The 18,358-nt window shown below is 65.6% G+C and carries 21 protein-coding genes and 1 pseudogene; 15 read left to right on the top strand and 7 right to left on the bottom strand.

Annotated elements, in window-relative coordinates:
- Positions 1–48 precede the first annotated feature (48 nt).
- Positions 49–333, top strand: coding sequence for a hypothetical protein (locus PX52LOC_RS42295; protein WP_246173644.1), 285 nt, complete (start codon positions 49–51; stop codon positions 331–333).
- A 154-nt stretch (positions 334–487) separates the two neighbouring features.
- Here the strand turns inward: PX52LOC_RS42295 and PX52LOC_RS03820 are convergent, their stop codons facing one another.
- Genes PX52LOC_RS03820 through PX52LOC_RS03805 form a run of 4 tightly spaced genes read right to left on the bottom strand, consistent with a single transcriptional unit; the run spans position 488 to position 2,799 of the window.
- Complete coding sequence (locus PX52LOC_RS03820; RefSeq protein ID WP_149108842.1) at positions 488–1,024, bottom strand: hypothetical protein; 537 nt, start codon at positions 1,022–1,024, stop codon at positions 488–490.
- A gap of 19 nt (positions 1,025–1,043) precedes the next feature.
- On the bottom strand, positions 1,044–1,568 hold the full coding sequence (locus tag PX52LOC_RS03815; RefSeq protein ID WP_149108841.1) for a YfiT family bacillithiol transferase: 525 nt from the start codon (positions 1,566–1,568) through the stop codon (positions 1,044–1,046).
- A gap of 15 nt (positions 1,569–1,583) precedes the next feature.
- Positions 1,584–2,297, bottom strand: coding sequence for an anti-sigma factor family protein (locus PX52LOC_RS03810; RefSeq protein ID WP_149108840.1), 714 nt, complete (start codon positions 2,295–2,297; stop codon positions 1,584–1,586).
- Complete coding sequence (locus tag PX52LOC_RS03805) at positions 2,278–2,799, bottom strand: RNA polymerase sigma factor (protein ID WP_149108839.1); 522 nt, start codon at positions 2,797–2,799, stop codon at positions 2,278–2,280. The genes PX52LOC_RS03810 and PX52LOC_RS03805 overlap by 20 nt, the downstream gene beginning before the upstream one ends.
- Positions 2,800–3,099: 300 nt before the next feature.
- Here PX52LOC_RS03805 and PX52LOC_RS41890 point away from each other — a divergent pair, with 300 nt between their 5' ends.
- Together PX52LOC_RS41890 and PX52LOC_RS43255 are read left to right on the top strand one after the other, a co-directional pair.
- Entirely contained in the window at positions 3,100–3,204 is a 105-nt protein-coding gene (locus tag PX52LOC_RS41890) for a YgdI/YgdR family lipoprotein (RefSeq protein ID WP_218575278.1), read from the top strand.
- Between the two features lie 81 nt (positions 3,205–3,285).
- Positions 3,286–3,411 carry a hypothetical protein gene (locus tag PX52LOC_RS43255; RefSeq protein ID WP_261345055.1) on the top strand — a complete coding sequence of 42 codons (126 nt, stop codon included), beginning with the start codon at positions 3,286–3,288 and terminating at the stop codon, positions 3,409–3,411.
- Positions 3,412–3,467: 56 nt separating this feature from the next.
- Here the strand turns inward: PX52LOC_RS43255 and PX52LOC_RS03800 are convergent, their stop codons facing one another.
- Positions 3,468–4,844, bottom strand: coding sequence for a fatty acid desaturase family protein (locus PX52LOC_RS03800; RefSeq protein ID WP_168218789.1), 1,377 nt, complete (start codon positions 4,842–4,844; stop codon positions 3,468–3,470).
- Positions 4,845–4,870: 26 nt separating this feature from the next.
- Positions 4,871–5,665, bottom strand: a complete 795-nt coding sequence (locus PX52LOC_RS03795) for an SDR family NAD(P)-dependent oxidoreductase (protein ID WP_149108837.1) — start codon at positions 5,663–5,665, stop codon at positions 4,871–4,873.
- Between the two features lie 231 nt (positions 5,666–5,896).
- Between PX52LOC_RS03795 and PX52LOC_RS03790 the strand changes: the two genes are divergently transcribed.
- The 12 genes and pseudogenes from PX52LOC_RS03790 to PX52LOC_RS03740 all read left to right on the top strand — a co-directional run bounded on the left by PX52LOC_RS03790 (position 5,897) and on the right by PX52LOC_RS03740 (position 17,790).
- A complete protein-coding gene (locus PX52LOC_RS03790) occupies positions 5,897–7,189 on the top strand; it encodes an O-antigen ligase family protein (RefSeq protein ID WP_149108836.1) in 1,293 nt (430 codons plus the stop codon).
- A gap of 80 nt (positions 7,190–7,269) precedes the next feature.
- Positions 7,270–7,644: a HEAT repeat domain-containing protein gene (locus PX52LOC_RS03785; RefSeq protein ID WP_149108835.1), complete on the top strand. Its 375-nt coding sequence runs from the start codon at positions 7,270–7,272 to the stop codon at positions 7,642–7,644.
- Positions 7,641–8,957, top strand: a complete 1,317-nt coding sequence (locus PX52LOC_RS03780) for a hypothetical protein (RefSeq protein ID WP_149108834.1) — start codon at positions 7,641–7,643, stop codon at positions 8,955–8,957. The genes PX52LOC_RS03785 and PX52LOC_RS03780 overlap by 4 nt, the downstream gene beginning before the upstream one ends.
- Positions 8,954–10,405, top strand: a complete 1,452-nt coding sequence (locus tag PX52LOC_RS03775; protein WP_149108833.1) for a hypothetical protein — start codon at positions 8,954–8,956, stop codon at positions 10,403–10,405. The genes PX52LOC_RS03780 and PX52LOC_RS03775 overlap by 4 nt, the downstream gene beginning before the upstream one ends.
- The gene (locus PX52LOC_RS03770) at positions 10,402–11,406 is read left to right on the top strand and encodes an AAA family ATPase (protein WP_149108832.1); all 1,005 of its coding nucleotides are present in this window, start codon (positions 10,402–10,404) and stop codon (positions 11,404–11,406) included. The genes PX52LOC_RS03775 and PX52LOC_RS03770 overlap by 4 nt, the downstream gene beginning before the upstream one ends.
- A gap of 285 nt (positions 11,407–11,691) precedes the next feature.
- Positions 11,692–11,916, top strand: coding sequence for a hypothetical protein (locus tag PX52LOC_RS03765; RefSeq protein ID WP_149108831.1), 225 nt, complete (start codon positions 11,692–11,694; stop codon positions 11,914–11,916).
- A gap of 18 nt (positions 11,917–11,934) precedes the next feature.
- Positions 11,935–13,974, top strand: a complete 2,040-nt coding sequence (locus PX52LOC_RS03760) for a DUF58 domain-containing protein (protein WP_149108830.1) — start codon at positions 11,935–11,937, stop codon at positions 13,972–13,974.
- Positions 13,971–14,960: a hypothetical protein gene (locus PX52LOC_RS03755; protein ID WP_149108829.1), complete on the top strand. Its 990-nt coding sequence runs from the start codon at positions 13,971–13,973 to the stop codon at positions 14,958–14,960. The genes PX52LOC_RS03760 and PX52LOC_RS03755 overlap by 4 nt, the downstream gene beginning before the upstream one ends.
- A 77-nt stretch (positions 14,961–15,037) precedes the next feature.
- Positions 15,038–15,424: pseudogene (locus PX52LOC_RS43685) on the top strand (DUF1801 domain-containing protein); the annotation flags it as partial.
- Between the two features lie 45 nt (positions 15,425–15,469).
- Positions 15,470–15,919 carry a DUF1801 domain-containing protein gene (locus tag PX52LOC_RS43680; RefSeq protein ID WP_390637616.1) on the top strand — a complete coding sequence of 150 codons (450 nt, stop codon included), beginning with the start codon at positions 15,470–15,472 and terminating at the stop codon, positions 15,917–15,919.
- 312 nt (positions 15,920–16,231) lie between these two features.
- Positions 16,232–16,546, top strand: a complete 315-nt coding sequence (locus tag PX52LOC_RS03745; RefSeq protein ID WP_149108827.1) for a hypothetical protein — start codon at positions 16,232–16,234, stop codon at positions 16,544–16,546.
- A 98-nt stretch (positions 16,547–16,644) separates the two neighbouring features.
- Positions 16,645–17,790, top strand: coding sequence for a citrate synthase (locus PX52LOC_RS03740; protein ID WP_149108826.1), 1,146 nt, complete (start codon positions 16,645–16,647; stop codon positions 17,788–17,790).
- On the opposite strand, the gene PX52LOC_RS03735 is transcribed toward PX52LOC_RS03740, so the two are convergent.
- Entirely contained in the window at positions 17,791–18,342 is a 552-nt protein-coding gene (locus PX52LOC_RS03735) for a Uma2 family endonuclease (RefSeq protein WP_149108825.1), read from the bottom strand.
- Between the last annotated feature and the right edge of the window lie 16 nt (positions 18,343–18,358).

Below are 18,358 nucleotides of genomic sequence, written 5' to 3'. Positions count from 1 at the left end.
AAGGTTCACTTCCCCAGACGGTGCTGGCGCAGCCAGAGGATTTGGCCGGTGTGGTGGCGGCCGTGCCAGGCGAAGCCGGCCGCCGTGGCGAAGGTTCCGGCCGCGAAAGCGAAGAAGCTGAGTTACAAGGAACAGCAGGAACTCGAAGGGATGGAGGCGACCATCCATGCTGCCGAGGAGCAAGTGACCGTCCGACAAGCCGAAGTCGAGCGAGCCGCGACCGCCGGCCACGCCGTGCTCACGGAAGCGTGCCGCGTGCTGGAGGAAGCGGAGCAAGCCGTGGCGAAGCTGTACGCACGCTGGGAAGAATTGGAGGCGAAGCGGAATGGATAATGGGCGAAAGCCCAGGGACGGTCGTCCCTGGGCTTTCGTCCGATTCAGATATTGCAGCAACCCGGAGATGTGGACCAGACTTCGCTGGCAGTTGCTTCGGCATGCGGGCGAAGAAATTCAATCCCGACCGAAGGTTCGCGACAGGCTTCGGACGTCACCGGCCCGACGTGAACAGAATGAACGGGCCATCCCAGTCTGCTTCTTCATCTCGAACGACCCGCAGTAGTAATCCAGACACGTCCGGCCGGTCGAGAGGGAGGATGAAGACGCTATCCCCTTGTGAAGAGGTGCGGGTCTCATACAGCCGTTTGCCACGGCCGGCGGTCACGACCTTAAAATCACCAGTGCCAAGACCGTCCAATGGAGTTATCGCGACGTGGAATCGCCAGCCTCCCATCTTTCGTTCCCCCGGAAACCAGACGAGCTGATGGCCGGGGAGCGATCGCTCTTCGATCCACGCTCTTGCGAACCGAACTCGCTTGCCGCCGATCACGATCTCGTTCGGTTCGGCGACCAACTCTGTTACGAGAATGCGTCGGTCGCGGGCTTCCTCAATCGTCATCGATTCGAGTTCACCTCGATTCTTGAAGTCGTCCGAAAGATAGTTTAAACAAGCCTTGGCGGCAGTCGTGGCTACGCAAGCGACAGCGAGGGCCGCAAACAGCCACGGCTTGAGAATTTTGCGATGCACGAAGCGGACCCTCCGAAATCTACTTCCCCAGACGGTGCTGGCGCAGCCAGAGGATTTGCCCGGTGTGGTGGCGGCCGTGCCAGGCGTAGTTGCCGACGGTTTCGTTCAGCGAGATCACGCGACCGTGCTCTGGGTGGAAGTAGCCGCGGGCGAAGGCGGCCTCCGGCACCGACTGCAACAGGTGGGTCAGCCGGGCGTGCGTTGCGTCGAGCAACTGTAACGACACCTCGACCGGCAGTTCCCGCGCGTCGGCCAGTTCCGCGAACGCGGTCTCGTTGTACGGGTTGATCCGCGGCGTGTCGCCCGTCAGGGCGAGCTTGAAGCGGATGAACAGGTTGACGTGGCTATCGGCGATGTGGTGAACGATCTGGCGGATCGTCCACTTCTTGTACACCGTGTCGAGGTCCGCTTCGCCGAGGCTCGAGACGGCGGCCCGCAGTTCCCTCGGCAGTTCGGCAATCGCCTCGATCGCAATGAGGCGCTCCGCGGCCGTAGGCGTGGTGTTCGCCCGGTACTCTCCGGCCGGGTTGTTGGGCGGGGGCATAGCGAACCTCGATCGTCAGATCGTCGAACCGGGCGGCCGCAAGAAGGTGTTCAGGCTGTTGCCGGTGTAGAGGACGACGGCCGTCCAGCCGTTCGGCAGGTCGCGGTAGACCTTCACGCCGACGTTGCTGGTGTACTGGCCGGTTTCGGCCTTCGAGTGGTTGAAGTCGCCGGGGCGAAGGAAGTAGACCCACGCATGGTTGCGGCCGGGGGCGTCCAGCCGCATCGCCAGTGTCGGCACGCCCTGGAGGCCACTTCGGCCGGTGAAGGTCACCAGGTTCAGGTCGAAGTCTTCCGGCAGGGCGTTCGTCAGGCCGTTGGCGGTCAGCCACGCTGTCGCGGTGCGGTCGGGCGACTGCCAGAGGGTGTCTTGCGCGTCGGCCAGTTGGCCCACGTCCAGCGACGGCCGCGTGGCGGCGACGTAACCGACGTAGCCGGCGACCAACAGCGAGGCGGCGAGCGCGTACTTCATCGCAGTGCGCCGCCACGCCCACTTCAATTGCGACTGGGCTTGCTGCTTCAGGCGGTCCGCCAATCCGCTGGGCACGGGGACGTTCCGCACCGCGGCTGACAGGAAGCGGTCTTCGGCCGTTTGCTTCGCCAGTTTAGCTGCACAGGCTGGGCAACCTGCGAGGTGGGTTTGCAACGCGGCCGCGTCCTCGGCCGACAGGTCGGACGGGCGGTCCGGTCGGTAGAATATCAGCAACAGGTTAGCGTGCGGGCAGTCCATCGGAGTCTTTCCCGGGCGACAGCTTCGCCCGGAGGTACGTTTTCGCCCGTGCCAGTCGGGACATCACCGTCCCTATCGGCAAGTCCATCTGCTCGGCGATGTCACGGTAGCTGAATTCTTCAAAGTAGAACAAGATCAACGGCGTTCGGAACGTCTCGTCCAGTTCGTTCAGTGCCACCTGCACTTTCGCGGGGTCCACGTCGAGCGTCTCGGCCGCGGGCGAGTCTTCCGCAGCAAAATCGCCGACGGCCTCCAGCGGGACGAAACTGCCCCGCCGTTCGTCCCGGACTTTGTGCAGGTAGGCGTTCCGCAAGATGCGAAACAGCCAGCCCTTTACGCGGTCCGGTTCCCGCAACTGGCCGAGTCGCGGGATGACCTTGCCGAAGGTTTCCTGGGTCAGGTCTTCGGCATCCGTCGCCCTCCCACTGAGCCGATAGGCGTAGCGGTAAAGCGACTCGTAGTGAGCGTCGATCAGCGTTCGCACGTCGACGGCGGACCCCATGCCGCGATCCTCATCTAAAAGAGTGACCCACAGTCCGGCGGTTTATTCCCCACTTCGCGGGAACCATTTTCCGGGCCGAACGGCTTCCCGATTGGGTGACGGTAGACGTTATGGAGTTCGTACTTAGGAAGACAGAATTTTTCCGGGAATAAATTTCGCCCGGGCGTGTCTTGTAGGTGGGACCGATTACGCGGAATCGCCCACTTGCCGATTTGGGGCCGCTTGTGTAACTTTTCACAAGCACCCAAACACCGCCTTCCGGTCGGTTGTTTTCTCACCCTCTGTCAGGAGAGTTTTCAGATGAAGAAGATCCTCGCCATCGCCCTCGTCGCCTTCGCTCTGACCGCCGTTGTCGGCTGCAGCAGCAGCAGCAGCACCCCGGTCACCAAGCCGAGCAAGATGTAAGCGACTGAGCCACGGTTCAACCTCCACGAGGCGATCGGACAAAGTCCGATCGCCTCGTGCGTTTCCCGGGAGGATTTCGACATGCGACGGCTCTTCCGAAGCCTGCTGGCGGTACTCGCCTTCGCCGCCGTGTGCGGCTGCACCACGCGGACGGACAAGGACAAAAACAAGGACTACGACCGGCCGCGGGCGAGCGGACTCAACTGAAGAGAAATCGGCCGCCGGTGTGCCGCGAAATGGGACCGGGACGTGAGCCGATTTGATTACTCCCCGTGCGCCTGCTTCCCTTCGGTTCGCACGATCGCTTCTTGCTTGAGAATCTCATCCTTCTCGTCGAGTTCATCGTCTTCGATGACGGTGTTGTCCACGTAGATCGCCTTGTTCCGGCGGGCGTAGTCCGGCCCGAGCACGTCCAGCACCGTCGGGCGAACCTGCGGGCGTTCTTTTGGCAGGAAGTACCCCTCTACCACCACCGCTTCCTCGGCGTACTCCGGGTAGTTCATCAGCAGGTCGTGCAGTTTCTTCAGCCGGTAGTGCGGCACGCTGGCGTACATGTGGTGCGGCAGGTGGTAATCCTGGCCCATCGGGAAGACGGCAAAGTTGATGAACCGGCCCACGATGAACGTGCGGGTGTTCGTCAGCCAACTGCGGTCGGCGTTGCCGTGCTGCACGATCTGCCGGAGGATCATGAAGAACGGGTACGCCGTGAACAACGGCAGCAGCCAGAGCAGGTAGTAGTACAGCCACGCCGGGGCACCCGTGTGAAAGGTGACGTTCGCCAGGGTCGTGAAGACAACGGTAACGTAGCCGAGGCGGAGCATAGTCATATACCGCATCGGAATGACCGGGTGCAGTCGGCTCTGATTGAACTTGTCCGCCGGCATCCGCCAGTAGATCGCGCACACGGCCAGCCACATCGCGACCGGCACGGCCACGAGCAGAACTGGGTCGGCGAGGAAGTAGAGGCCGATCAGCGCGAAGAAGAGCGCCGCAATGAACGCCACGCCGACGCGGACGGCCGCCTTCGATTGCTTCTCGCCCTTCTTCGCGTAGGGGTTCTTGTCGGTGCCGGTGGCGTTGTACTGTGCCCGCACCCGCATGAAGCGGATCAGACTGAAGATCAACAACTGCTTCGCCAGCGTCTTCATGAACTGCGCCTTGCCGACGGGGAACTTCAGCCAGTGGCCGCTGGTCTGGAGTTGCGACACGTCGGGGTCGCGGTCGGGGTCGTTGACGAACTGGTGGTGCGCGAGGTGCTGAAGCCGGTAGAGGTGCGTTGCCCCGAAGATCGGGAACATCGTGAAGATGTCGGAGGCCAAGTCGTTCAACCGGCGGCTGCGGAAGAGGATGTGGTGAACGCCCTCGTGGGCCAACCCGCCGAGTTGGTGCTGCCCGGCCCCTACCAGTACGATCGACACGAGCGTGACCGGGATGGCCCACAACCAAGTAATGTCGTTCTGCCGCAGGTACTCGTAGAAGGCGACCGTCGCGCCGATGACGACGGCGAGGTACAGGTACGTGCGAGTGATGTACCACCAGTTCGAGACGTTGTCCGACTGCCGGAGTTGCTGCAACGCCGCCTTGAAGTCCGGGTCGGACAGCGTCTTCGTTCGCTCGGCTTCCAAAGTTGCGGTCGTCATAGGTGTCTCGGCGTCCATCGGCGCCACTAATTCTTTTGGTAGAGTTTCTTCACGGCGCGGGCGATGAGGCGGTCCACGAGCCGTGGGGCGAAGCGGTTGATCAACAGAATCTTCTTCGCCTCTAGGCCGAGGAGGATTTCGCGCTTGCCGCGGCAGATCGCGTCCACCGTGCGGCCGGCGACGTACTCCGGGGACATGCCCTTATCATAAGGGATGTCGGCCTTGCCGTCGTTGCGCAACAGGTGGCGGTTCAGGTCGCTGGCCGTGAGGCCGGGGACAATGGTGACCACGTCGATGTCGTACCGAGCCATCTCCCCGCGGAGGGCTTCGGTCAGGCCGACGAGGGCGAACTTACTGGCGCTGTACTCCGGCCACGCCGGCATGCCGCGGCGGCCGCACATCGACGTAAGGTTGCAGATCGCCGGCTGATTCCCCCGCGCCAGGTGCGGCACGGCGAGGCGAATCAGTTCCGTCGGGGCGAAGAAGTTCACTTCGAGGACTTCGCGGTTGATCGCCTCGGTTGACGTGGCGAAGTGCCCCCACGCACCGACGCCGGCGACGTTCACGAGTAGGTCGAGGCCGCCGAACTGCGCGACCGTTGTGCGGATGAGGTTCTCGCGGTCGGCCGGCTTCGTCACATCGGCGGGCACGGCAAGGGCGTTGCCGCCGATCTCCGCGGCGACGGCGGCGAGCTTGTCCGCGGTGCGGGCCGCGAGCGCGACCTTAGCACCAGCGGCCGCGAGAGCTTTCGCGATGGCTTTCCCGATGCCGCCCGACGCGCCGGTGACGATGGCCCGCTTGCCGCTGAGTGTTCGACGCATGAGGGTTCTCGATCCGGCGAGCGGGGGGCGTATGCCCCCTGATTTTGTGAGGAACTCCAACGAGAATCAGGGGGCGTACGCCCCCCGCTCGCCACTGTTGGTTTTATCGCCTTGCGGAATGATCTGAACGCCGACCGGCCTCGCCACTGAACTTCCCCACCTCCCGCGATCGGCAGAACCGGCACGATTGATCTTTTCGGGCGGCCCCGAATCGGGTTACGATCGGGCACCATGCACTGGCTGCTCATCGGATACATGTTTTTGTTCATCGACCGGCCGTTCGAGGTCTGGCCGATCCTCGGCGATTTGCACTTCGAACGCTTCTACATGCTCGGCACGATGGCCGTGTGGCTGATCTACCCCGGCAAGCGGTTCCTGCCGAACCGCCAACAGGCGGCCTACGCCTACTTCGCGTTCGCGGTGCTGGCCTGCTGGGTCATGAGCACGTGGAGCGAACAGGGGCAGCCGATCGTCGAAGACTGGTTCAAGGTCGTCGTCTTCTACGTGCTCCTTGTTACCACGGTCCATGATGAGGCAACCCTGAAGAAGATGGTCGTCGGTTTCGTCGCGGTGATGGGACTGTACCTGCTGCACTCGCTGCGCGAGTACATCGGCGGGCGGCACACCTATCGCATGGGCATCGCCCGGATGATCGGCGTGGACAGTACCCTCGGTGACCCGAACAGTTTCGGGGCGAGCATCTTGTTCGCCCTGCCGTTCGTGCCGGCCCTCTGGCGCAGCGGGGTCGGCGGCCGTCGCGGGAGACTCTTGCTCCTCGGCTTCCTCGGCCTCTGTTCGCTGTGCATCCTGCTCACCGGGTCGCGGGGGTCGCTCATCGGGCTGGTCATCTGGGGCGTCCTCACGCTGATCCGCGTGCGGCGGGCGTGGCTGTGGATGCTGCTCGCGGCCGGGGCGTCGCCGGTGGTGTTCATGGCCCTGCCAGAGTCGCTGCAAACGCGGTTCGAAACGATCGTGGACTCGGAAGCCGGCCCGGCCAACGCCCGCGAGTCCGGCGAAGGGCGGATCGAGGGCTTGTTCAAGGGGCTAGCCCTCTGGGGCGACAACCCGCTGAACGGCGTCGGCCCCGGTGCGTGGCGGCCGGCGACGCGGAGCAAGATCGAGTCGCACAACCTCTACGGCCAGCTCACCGGCGAGTTGGGCGCGCTCGGCGTGTCCGCGTTCCTCTTCCTGCTGTACGGCTTCTGGTCGAACCTGCGGCGGATCAAGCGGGTGCGCAAGCAGGAGCCGGAGGCGGCGAACGAGTTCCTGTTCCAACTCTCGTCGGCCGTCGGCATGAGCGTGTTCATGCTGCTGCTGATGGGCAACTTCGGCCACAACCTCTTCCGCTTCACCTGGCTCTGGTACGGCGGCTTCCTCATCATCGCGAACCACTGCGTTGCCCGGCGAGAGGTTGCGGTCGAAGAAGACGCCGAGGACGATGTCCTCGACCTCGAACCGGCCGAGGACGCGGTTGACGGGTGGGTGGTACACCCGGGCCATGCGAAGGTTTATCAACATTCGTGACAATTCCGTCTCTTGCGGTCGTGCGGGTCGTCCCGCACAATAGGGCAGGGGCCATTCCTGCCGCCAACCGCGAGGGTGCCGTGCTGCCTGCCGTCCTGATCGCTTGTTCGCTGGCCGCTAGCCCCGTCCAGGTCACCACTTCGGCCACGGACGAGGCCCTCATCCGCCAGCTCATCGACGCGATGAAGGATGCCGACCCGGACGTTCGCGGCAATTTAGCGAACGCCCTGGCAAAGATCGGCCCGGCGAGCGTCGAACCACTAACGACAGCCCTCAAGGACGCCGTGGCGGAACGCCGGGCGGCGGCGGCGTATACTTTGGCACTGATCGGTTCTCCCTCCCGGACCGCTCTGCCGACGCTGTTGGACTTGCTCAAGGACAACGACGTGGACGTGCGACGGCAGGCGTCTTACGCCATCAGTAAGATCGTACCCACCGGAGGAGGCGGACGATGACGGCCCGCGGAACGCTCCTGACGGCAGTCCTGGCGCTCGGCCTGTGCGCGGGCACGACGTTCGGCCAACCGCCGGACCGGGGCGAGGTCACGCCGGAACAGATTCAGGCTTTGAAGCAACAACTCGCCGCCCTGGCAGGCCTTCCGGGGAATCCGGAAGACCTTCAGAAGTGGCAGAAATTCTTCGAACAGTGGCAGAACCGCGGCGACCAAAAGGGTGAGTGGGCCGACTTCCTCAAGGAACACGGCCAGAACCCGCCGATCCCGAAAAACATCGTGCCGCCCGGCTTCGATAGACCTGTTCCCCCGCCGCCCGGCTTCGACAGACCTCCACCGCCGCCGCGCTTCAACGGGCAGCCTTTTCAGCCGCCACCGCCTCCCCAGCCGGGGCCGGGACTGCCACAACCACCGCGGGAAGGGAATATCGACTTCCCGCCCCCCGGCGGCATGGGCCGACCCCAGAATTGGGACATGAACGGGTTCAAGCCACCGCCGTTCGACCCGCCGATGGGCGGCAACCCGGACGCGGCCGAGTTCATGAAGGCGTGGGAGAAGAACGTCGGCCCGCTAAACAACACGCCGGCCGTGCGGGACGCGATCTTGGAACTGTTCGCCGCCGGCAAGGACGGCGGGTTCGGCAACGGCGACTGGAAAGACTTGCTCGACGAGTTCAACAAGAACGGCAACGGCAACAACAAGGACGACTTCGGCGACTGGATGAAGGAGATGAACTTCGAGGGCGAGAAGTGGGACTGGGGTGACTGGGGCGGCGGCGGTTGGGACTTCCCGAAGTGGGGGGGCAACAACGGCGGTAACTGGGGCGGCAATCACGGAGGCGGTGGCGGCGGTGGTTGGAATTGGAACTGGGGTGGTGGTGGCGGTGGTGGGGGCTTCAGCGGCGGGGGTGGCGGCACCTGGCTGCCGGTCATCCTGCTCGTCGTGATCGCCGTCGGGGCGTTGCTCGCCTGGAAGTTCTGGCCGATGCTCGCCCGGCGGGAGTCGGCCGCCGAAGCCGGGGTGCGGGCGCTCAACCGCTGGCCGGTCGACCCGCGAACGATCAACAGCCGCGAGGAGTTGGTGAAGGCGTTCGAATACCTCTCGGTGCTGCTCTGCGGCGACGCCGCCCGCGTCTGGAACCACGAGACCATCGCGCGGGCACTGCGGCAACAGATTCCGCACTCGGAACTGATCGCCGACGAACTGGCGAAGCTGTACGAACTGGCCCGCTACACGCCGCCGGGCGAACCGCTGTCGGCGGGTGCGCTGGCCGACGCCCGCCGCTGCCTGTGCCGCCTGGCCGGGGTGAGCGCATGAGGGCTGCCGCCTTCGGGATTCTCGCCGCCCTGGTCTTCTTCGCCCCCCGTGCGGATGCGCAGGGCATCCGCGCCAACGATACGGACATCCTCCGCGGACTGCTGAAATACCAGGGCTTCACGCCACAAGCGGAACTGAGACACGTCGTCCCGAATACGCTCGTCGTCGTGGTCGGTACGACGAATCTCCCCCAGCAGACCATCGCCGTGATTCGTGACACTGTCCTGCCGCAGGGCGGGGCGTTGCTGATCCTTCCCGACCGGCCGGGCGGCCTCGGGCGATTCTTCCCGAACATTGCCGGCGCGACGGTGTCGGTCGCGAGCGTTCGGTGCGACGACCCTGCTAACTGCTTCGGCGGCAACGCGGACGCGCCGCTGGCACAAGTCCGGGTCGGTGACCCGACGGGCATCGCGGCGTTCAACGTCGGAATGCCGGTGACACTGGCGACGAACCGGCCCCACGCCCTCGACCTGGGCGACGGCGTGCTGAACACCGAGGTCGCCCGGTTTCCGGCCGGCTCCCGGTTCGCCAACCAAGTGGCCGACGGCCGGCGATTTCTCTTACCGCTGGCCGTGCGGAGCGATCCCGACCTGCCGTATACCGCCCTCGTCTACGCCGACCGGGCGATGTTCTCCAACGGCCTGATGACGGCCGCCACCCCGGACGGCAAGCGGACGTCCAACTTCGTCTACACCTTCTTGCTCACGAAGTTCCTGACCGAGCAACTGCACGGCCGGGGGCCGAAGATGTGCTACTTCGTCGAGGACGGCCAGGCCGTCACCGACTTCGACCGCGTCAGTTTCGTTGACCAGCCGAACCCGCCGCCCGGGGGCATCCCACCCGGGGGCATCCCGCCCGGGGCGTTGCCGAAAATTCCGCTGCCGCTGCTGATGGACAAAGCGCTCGACGTGGCCAACGACTTCGTCATGAAGGTCGAAGAGCGGGACTTCCCGAACGTCCTCCAGCAGAACGACCCGCGGAACCGGATTCAGGAGAACTGGCTCTACGTGGTGGCGATCATCGGCAGTGCCGTGCTGTTGCGGTACGTCCTGGCCCGCGGTTGGAGTCTCCGGCAGACGCCCGATCAGGTGCCGCGGCTGCGGATCGACCCCGACCGCGGCGGTGGCCTGATCCCGGAGCGGCGGCTGGCCCTGTTGCAATCGGGCAACTTGTTCGAGCCGTTGCGCGACCACCTGCGGTTCGTCTTCACCCAGTGGGGCGTGACCGCCCCCGACCCGGACCGCATGCCGAAAATCGAAACCGACCGCAAGACGCGGCCGCGCGGCCGGATCGTCGCCGACCTGGAACGACTTTGGGAAATCGCCTTCGCCCCGCGGCGAACCACCATCACGCCGGACGACCTGGAGGAACTCGAAGACATGATCGCGGACCTGGCCCACGCTCACACGAACAGCATCTGGCGGTTCGCCGCGGGGGGGACGGCATGAGTGCGATGACACCCGCCCTACCCGTCATCACCGACGAAAGCACCCTGCCCGCGCGGGAACTGGCCCAGGAGGCCGGCGCCCTGATGAAGCGGGTGGTCGCCGAGGTTTCGAAGGTCGTCGTCGGGGCCGACAAGGTCACCGAGCAACTGCTCATCGCCCTGCTCGCCGGCGGCCACGTCCTCCTCGAAGGCGTGCCTGGCGTCGCGAAGACGACGCTCTCGAAGGTCTTCGCGAAGCTGCTCGGCTGCGACTACCAGCGCATCCAGTTCACGCCGGACCTGCTGCCGTCGGACGTGACGGGTACGTCGATCTACGACCGCAACAAGGGGGACTTCGTCCTCCGCCGCGGCCCGATCTTCTGCCAGGTGCTGCTGGCCGACGAAATCAACCGCGCCCCGGCGAAGACGCAGTCGTCGCTGCTGGAAGCGATGCAAGAACACCAGTGTACGGTGGACGGCCAGACGCTCCCGTTGCCGCGGCCGTTCATGGTGATGGCCACGCAGAACCCGATCGAGCAGGAAGGCGTCTACCGACTGCCGGAAGCACAACTCGACCGCTTTCTGATCCGCGTCGAGATGGGCTACCCCGGCTTCGAGCACGAAGTGAACTTGCTGAAGTTGCACAACAAGCCGGTCGGCGACGTGCAGCCGATGTTCGACCCGGAACTGATCCTGAACCTGCAATCGAAGTTGCCGGCGATCTTCGGTGGCGACGTGCTGTACCACTACATCGTGCAGTTGGCGGAAGCCTCGCGCCGGCACCCCGACGTGTCGCTGGGGGCCAGCCCGCGGGCGGCGCTGAGCCTCATGCGCTGTGCGCGGGCACGGGCGGCACTGAAAGGTCACCACTACTTCACGCACGCCGACGTTCAGGCCGTCGCGCTCGGCGTGCTGGGCCACCGGCTGATCCTGCGGCCGGAAGCCGAGATCGAGGGCCGCGATGTGGGTGACGTGGTGAAAGACATCCTCGGCGAAGTCGAAGTGCTGACGACCCTGCGATGAAAATGGCGAGCGGCCCGGCGTAAGCGGGCCGTGTCTGCCTCCGCGAAGACACGGCCCGCTTACGCCGGGCCGCTCGCCAAGATCCGGTCTTCCGGTCTGAAAGGGCCGGTTCTGTCAGCCCAGGCCGTCAGGCCTGGGTAACGGATGACAGGCGATTTCGGCCCTGAAGGGGGCCGTTCATACGTGAACCGCCCTTTCAGGACGGGTTGTGGCGGGCCACCGTACCCAGGCCTAAAGACCTGGGCTGGTAGAGCGTGCCTTTCAGGCCCGAAGAAGGCGAGGGGTATGGACTTTACCGGAGCGATTCTCGCCTTCCTCGTGTGGGTAGCCGCAACCGGGATCGTATACGTCGTCTCCCGCCGAATCCTGAGTGCCCCGCCGCCGCACGGATTGCTGCACCCGAAAGTGCCGCAATTCGTGGCCCTGGTCTGGACCGCGATGGCGTCGCTGGTGTTCCTGGCGGGCAGGGTGTCGATCTTCGTGTTCCGCGACGTGTTCTACCACAGGTAACGCCCCGGAGTTTCCCCCTTGTTGACCTCGCGCGGATGGTGGACGGTCGCGGCCGCGATGGTGCTGGCACTCCTCGGCCTCACCGGCCTCGGCGACCTCGCTCCGGCCGTGCCGATCCTCGGCGTTAGCCTCGTCGCGTGGTTCCTCGCCGAGTGGATGATCTTCTCCTACCGCTTCCGCCACGCCCTTCCCCGCATCGAAATCGAGCGCGAAATCCTCCAGGGTGGGCGGCCCGTTGCGTCGGCGTGGGCGAAGTCTCCCTGCACGGTTCGCATCACCGTTACCAACAGCGGATCGTCGCGGTGGCCGCTCGCGTTCCTCCGCGACCGCGTTCCCGAAGGGCGGAAGGTGCGGGCCGGCAGCAACCGGCTCGTCGCGGAGTTGAAGCCGGACGAGCCGGTCGAGATCGAGTACGAACTGCGCTCCTCATCCGCGGGGCTGTTCCGCTTCGAGGGCGTGGAAGTTCGCCTCGCGGACCTCGGCGGAATGTTCTACCGCCGCGTCTTCCTGCGGTCGCCGCTCGACGTGTTGGTGCTGCCGCCGCTGACGGACGAAGAAGGGAAGCAGCGGGCCGACAAGCGGTTCAACACGCTGCCGCCGCCCGGCCTGCACCGACTGCGGCGGGCCGGCGGCGGGGGTGAGTTGCTCGACCTCCGCGAATACATCCCCGGCGATCCGCCGAAGATGATCGCGTGGAAGGCGTCGGCCCGCCGTGACAAGCTCATCACGAAGGTCTTCGAGAGCGACGTGCCGGTGCGGGTCATGCTGTTCCTCGACTCGTCCGAGTCGGTGCGGATCGGCCCGGCCGGCGACACGCCCGTCGGCAAACTCGCCGAGACCGCCTCTGGTATCGCGCAAGCCGCCGCTGCGTCCCGCGACCTCGTCGGGCTGACGCGGTTCGACGAAACGACCAGCGACGTACTCGCCCCGGCCCGCACGCAGGTCCACACGATTCGCCTGCTCGGCAAGCTCGCGGAGTCGGCGGCGAAGCTGCCGAACCCCGGCCCGCGGGAACACCTCGAACTGCAAGACGTGGCCTACCCGCTCGCCCAGGAGCTTTACCCGGAACTGTTCGATCAAGAAGTGAACGCGCGGCCGTGGGGCATGTACTGGCTACCGCTGCTCGACACGCGGTGGGGTTGGCTGTTCGTGCTGCCGATCTTCACGTGGTACCCGTACCTGGCGTTCGTCGGCTACCTGTTCGTCAACGGCATCGCCGCCCGCCCGGCCTTTCAGACGTTCAACGCCGTGGTACGGATGACGATGGCACTGCGGCCGCGGTTCGGCGACGTGTGGCTGAACATCTTCGGTGCGCTCGCCACGTTCCTCCTCATCTTGCTCTGGCCGGCCCCCGTCTTCGTCCTCGGCTGGTTCGTCACCGGGATTCGCGGCCTGCTCAACCCGCGAAAGGTGCGGACGAAGAAGCGGAAGCAGATGGCCGCGATCTTCGTCGCCCTCGACCGCGACTCGTCGGGCATGATCGAACGCTACCTCCGCGACGACGAGGCGTATGCTGAGCGGATGGGCCGGTTCCTGGCCGACCACCACGTCCGCATTCCGCCGAAGCTGTACGACCACGCCGGGCAGTACCGCTACCGCTGTGAGACGAAGGCAACGGTGCTGGCCAACGCGATCATCGGCTCGGTGGCCCGCGCCCGCGACAATGAGTTGTACGTGATCCTCGCCGACCTCGTGGACCTCGGCGACGACATCGCCCCGCTCTTGAAGGCCGTGCGGGTGGCCCGCAGTCGGCACCACCACGTGATGGTCGTGGTGCCGTGGCCGGACGACGTGCCGCCGCCGGGGGCCGCGGCACGGAAAGCCGACGGCGAGCGGCCCACGGCGAAAGCCGTCCGCCTCGACGTGCCGTTGAGCCACCGGCAGCCGGGGAAGTTCATCCACCTCGCCCTGACCCGCGGCTACCAGCAGCGGTACGAGAAGTTGCGGACGGAAATGGCCCGCCTCGGCGCGGGCGTGGTGCGGGTGACGCTCGACGACCCGGTGCGGGCGGTGCTGGACCGCATCGACCGGCTCCGCGGGATGAGGAGCCGTCGGTGAGCAAGAAACCCAAGCCCGAGAACCGCATCTGGGCCTACTGGCGCGTCCTCCTCGACGAACGGGTGCGGACCTACGTCGTTGTCACGGCGGCCGCCCTGCTGGTGATCTTCGTCGCCCAACTGATGAGCGGCTCGCTGATCGCCGGGGCGGTCCCGTTCGCCATCGGGCTGACGGCCCTCGGCCTGCGGTGGGTCGGGATGCCGGTCGTGTGCGTGCTGTCGGTGGCCTACTTCCAGGCACTGCCGTTCGGAATCCCCATCAACGGCGGGTTCCCGATCGACGCGCGGCAAACGCACTTCCGCATTCAAGACTTGCTGCTGGTGATGGCCGTGGTGGTGTACCTGATCGCACAGTACCGCGTCTACAGTCTCGCGCACATGGCCGTGCCGGACGAACGGCAGTTGCGTTACCAGCGCGGCGACAAGCCGGACCTGCGCGATCCGGCCCTGATCTCCGAGCAGGAAGTGCCGCAACTGATGGTGGCTGCGGCGGCCGTCGTCATCGCCGGGCAGATGATCTGGCTCGGGTTGAGTGAAGTGGTCCTCGACTTCCGCCAACTCCCGCCGATCCGGCCGCGTCAAGCGGGGATGTTCGGCAGTGTGGAGGGGGCGATGCCGCCGCAGGCGAGCCGGTGGCTGCTGTTCGTCCTCAGCTTCGGCGTGCTGGTGTTCGTGACTCGGCTGGCCTTCTGGTACTGGAAGCTGCGGACGCTCAACCGGGCGGAGGCGCAGATGATCTTGGCCGACGCCGGGTGGGCCGAGATGCGCCGCGAGGCCGCCCGCCAGGAAACGTGGCGGGCGTGGGGCAAGTACCGGGCGCGACGGCTGCTGCCGAAGCCGAAGCTCAAGCGACGGCCGTCGGACCCGGTGAAGCCGTGGGTCGGGGCGGCGATCTTTCGCTCGTGCTTAATCATGGTGATCGCGGGCGTGATTGCGATTCTGCTGGTGGCCTTCGGCGTGTGGCTGCTCGACAGCCGCCGGCGGTGAGCGAAATTGTTTCTTCCGGAGGTCGCCACACTTGCTTTCGCGAGGGCGACCGGAAAAACCTCTCACAAAAGGGACGAATGATGACGGAGGGCACGGGGAAGCCGAAGGCCAATCGCGCGTCTCGGGCCAGCGGGGCGGGCAAGGCCACGAAGACCGCGAAGACTGCGAAAGCCAAGCCGATTGAGGTGCGAGAAGGCGAGCCGGGGGATTGGCGAGAGGAAACCCTGGCCCGCATGCGGGCGATGATCCTGAAGGCCGACCCCGAGATGGTCGAGGAGCGGAAGTGGAAGAAGCCATCGAACGGGATGGCGGGCGTTCCGGTCTGGTCGCACAACGGGATCGTCTGCACCGGGGAGACGTACAAGGCGGTCGTGAAGCTCACCTTTGCGAAAGGGGCCGACATCCCCGACCCGTCGCGACTCTTCAATTCCAGCCTCGAAGGCAACACGCGACGGGCGATCGACATTCGCGAGGGGGAGGCGGTCGACGAGGGCGCGTTCCAGGCGCTCGTGAGGGCCGCGGTGGCCCTGAACGGCCCGCCGGCGAAGAAGGCCAAGCCGGTGAAACTCCTCTCCGGCGGCAACCCGCAGATCGCGAAGGCGGACGGCGACGCCCCGGTGCAGGCGTACATCGCCGCCATGCCGGGCTGGAAGCGCGACACCGGGGCACTCCTCGACGCGCTCATCGTGCGGACCGTGCCCAACGTGAGCAAGGCCGTGAAGTGGAACTCGCCGTTGTACGGCATCGAGGGCCAGGGCTGGTTCCTGGGGGTCCACGTTTTCACCCGTTACGTCAAGGTGGCCTTCTTCCGCGGCACGTCGCTGCAACCGGTCCCGCCCGGTGCCAGCAAGAGCAACGACACGCGCTACCTCGACATCCACGAGGGCGACGAACTCGACGAGGCGCAGTTTGCGGCGTGGGTGAAGCAGGCCGCCGCGTTGCCCGGCTGGGTTCCGTAGTTGTGAGCCCGTCACCGGGTTCTTTCTTGGAGGGCGCGCCGTGGGCAAGATGCGAGAAGTAAAGGCCTGGGCTCTGCTCATCCTCTGGCTTACCCTGTTCGCACTGGGATGGGGATTGGCCCTGGTCGGCTTGATCGTGGCCGGGGTAGCCTGCGAGTTCATCCGTGAAATGCGGGGCGGCCCCGCCGTCGGCTATTTGGCGGTCGGGTTCGCAGCCTTGTGGAGCGGTATACGGCTAATCAAGTTCACGACATCGACCCGAGCCAACGGGAGCGGCGCGGTGGTGAATCATTCTCTCTACCGGAGGTCGTCATGAGCGTGTGGGTTCGCGAGGTGGCCGGGTGGGCGCTGGTGCTGCTCGGGCTGATCTTCTTCGGCGAGGCGTGCCTGTTCGTCATCAACAAGCGGCTGTTCTCGGCTGGGCCGTTCCTGTTCGCGGGGTTCGTGATCTTCCGCGGCGGGTTGCACCTGGTCAAAGTCGCGACGGCCGCCCGTGCCTGCCGTGACGTTGAAACGCCGGCCCCGCTGCGGCAAGTGCTGCGCGTCGCCCGGCCGAAGACGTTCAACCCCGGTACGCCCCGCGGCGGCGTGGTGCCGGGGCCGAACGGCCCGGCTCGCGACGAGTGAACCGCAACGGCAACGAGTTCGCAGGTTTCCACTTGTGCCGCGAACCCATAAACCACGACTAGCGCCACCCGCACCAACTCCCCTCGCCAGAGACTGCCATGAGCGAACAAGACTTCAAGCCCGGCCTCGAAGACGTGCCGGCCACCAAATCGGCGATCAGTTTCATCGACGGCAAGCGGGCGAAGTTGGAGTACCGCGGCATCCCGGTCGAGGTGCTGGCGACGGAGAGCTGCTTCGAGGAAACCGCCTACCTGCTCATGAAGGGCGAACTGCCGACGCAGAAGCAACTCGCCGACTTCGACCAAGACCTGCGGCAGAAGCGGGCCATCCACTACCGGCTCAAAGACATCATCAAGTGCTTCCCGGCGAACGGCCACCCGATGGAGGCGCTGCAAGCGTCCATCAGCGCCCTCGGCATGTTCTACCCGCACCGGCACGTCACCGACGCCGCGAAGAACTGGGACGCGGCGTGCCGAATTACCGCCGCCATGCCGACGCTGGTGGCGGCGTTCGCCCGCACCCGCCGCGGCGAAGAAATCCTCGACCCGCGGCCGGACCTCGACCACGCGGCCAACTTCTACTACATGGTCTTCGGCAAGGAACCGACGCCGGCCACCCGCAAGGTGCTGGACGCCTGCCTGATCCTGCACGCCGAGCACGAGATGAACGCCAGCACGTTCACCGCCCGCGTGACCGGCAGCACCCTGGCCGCCCCGTACCAGACGATCGCCTCGGCCATCGGCTCGCTGTCCGGCCCGCTACACGGCGGGGCGAACGAGGAAGTGTTGCTGATGCTCGAACAGATCGGCAGCGTCGAGAACGTGAAGCCGTGGCTCGACGGCAAGCTCGCGAAGGACCCGAAGTTCAAGGTGATGGGCTTGGGCCACCGAGTGTACAAGGTGAAAGACCCGCGGGCGACGGTGCTGCAAGAACTGGCCGAGCACATGTTCGCCGAAACGAGCCGGCCGAAGAACTACGAGATCGCGTTGGAACTGGAACGCCTCACCGCCGGCATCTACGGGGCGAAGGGCGTGTACCCGAACGTGGACTTCTACTCGGGGGTGGTGTACCAGAGCCTCGGCATTCCGACCGACGTGTTTACGCCGATCTTCGCGATCGGCCGCGCGGCCGGTTGGCTGGCCCACTGGCTGGAACAACTGAACGGCAACCGCATCTACCGCCCGGCCCAGATCTTCGTCGGAAAGGTCGATGCGCAGTATGTCCCGCTGGAAAAGCGGCCGTAATTACTCGAAGAACTGGCGCACCGGCACGGCAAAGCCGTGCAGGACGTCGGGGAGGGTGAGCTCGTCGCCGTTGTCGAGGCGGAGTGGAAATTCGTTCAAACGGAACACACTCACACTCGACGTTTCTGGGTCGAACACGAGAGCCACCTGAACCCCCGCGTCCAGATACTCTTCCGCCTTCCGCGTCATGGCCCGCACGGTGTCGAACGGCGACCGTACCTCGGCGACGAGTTCTAGCGGCGGGGAAATGGCCCCTTTTGGTGCCGGTTGGTCGGCCGGCAAAGTCAGGTAGCTGATGAACAGCACGTCCGGCCCGCGGACGGCGTCTGGTCGGATCCGGACGAACGAGTCGTTCGAACAAACGCGGCCCAGGCGGTTCCGCTTTACATAGTCGCGGAGGATCGCCCCAACATTCAGGCACACTTCGCCGTGTTTGATTCCAGGCATGGGCAGCCTCACGATTTGTCCGTCCACGAGTTCGATGCCGGTCTCGTGGACGTGCTTTTGCAGGAACTCGTCGGCAGTCATGCGGGTTTGTGTGGCCGTAGACATGTCGTCTTCTCCGCAG

It is taken from the genome of Limnoglobus roseus, from assembly GCF_008254045.1.
GTDB classification, from domain to species: Bacteria; Planctomycetota; Planctomycetia; order Gemmatales; family Gemmataceae; genus Limnoglobus; species Limnoglobus roseus.
The sequence above is the reverse complement of the archived record's forward strand: the minus strand, read 5'-3'. Positions and strand labels throughout refer to the sequence as shown.

Coding starts and splice junctions, on each gene's coding strand:
- PX52LOC_RS03815 (WP_149108841.1), bottom strand. CDS start 1,568: ATGCCCCCGCCCAACAACCCGGCCGGAGAGTACCGGGCGAACACCACG.
- PX52LOC_RS03810 (WP_149108840.1), bottom strand. CDS start 2,297: ATGGACTGCCCGCACGCTAACCTGTTGCTGATATTCTACCGACCGGAC.
- PX52LOC_RS03805 (WP_149108839.1), bottom strand. CDS start 2,799: ATGGGGTCCGCCGTCGACGTGCGAACGCTGATCGACGCTCACTACGAG.
- PX52LOC_RS41890 (WP_218575278.1), top strand. CDS start 3,100: ATGAAGAAGATCCTCGCCATCGCCCTCGTCGCCTTCGCTCTGACCGCC.
- PX52LOC_RS43255 (WP_261345055.1), top strand. CDS start 3,286: ATGCGACGGCTCTTCCGAAGCCTGCTGGCGGTACTCGCCTTCGCCGCC.
- PX52LOC_RS03800 (WP_168218789.1), bottom strand. CDS start 4,844: ATGACGACCGCAACTTTGGAAGCCGAGCGAACGAAGACGCTGTCCGAC.
- PX52LOC_RS03795 (WP_149108837.1), bottom strand. CDS start 5,665: ATGCGTCGAACACTCAGCGGCAAGCGGGCCATCGTCACCGGCGCGTCG.
- PX52LOC_RS03790 (WP_149108836.1), top strand. CDS start 5,897: ATGCACTGGCTGCTCATCGGATACATGTTTTTGTTCATCGACCGGCCG.
- PX52LOC_RS03780 (WP_149108834.1), top strand. CDS start 7,641: ATGACGGCCCGCGGAACGCTCCTGACGGCAGTCCTGGCGCTCGGCCTG.
- PX52LOC_RS03775 (WP_149108833.1), top strand. CDS start 8,954: ATGAGGGCTGCCGCCTTCGGGATTCTCGCCGCCCTGGTCTTCTTCGCC.
- PX52LOC_RS03770 (WP_149108832.1), top strand. CDS start 10,402: ATGAGTGCGATGACACCCGCCCTACCCGTCATCACCGACGAAAGCACC.
- PX52LOC_RS03765 (WP_149108831.1), top strand. CDS start 11,692: ATGGACTTTACCGGAGCGATTCTCGCCTTCCTCGTGTGGGTAGCCGCA.
- PX52LOC_RS03745 (WP_149108827.1), top strand. CDS start 16,232: ATGAGCGTGTGGGTTCGCGAGGTGGCCGGGTGGGCGCTGGTGCTGCTC.
- PX52LOC_RS03740 (WP_149108826.1), top strand. CDS start 16,645: ATGAGCGAACAAGACTTCAAGCCCGGCCTCGAAGACGTGCCGGCCACC.
- PX52LOC_RS03735 (WP_149108825.1), bottom strand. CDS start 18,342: ATGTCTACGGCCACACAAACCCGCATGACTGCCGACGAGTTCCTGCAA.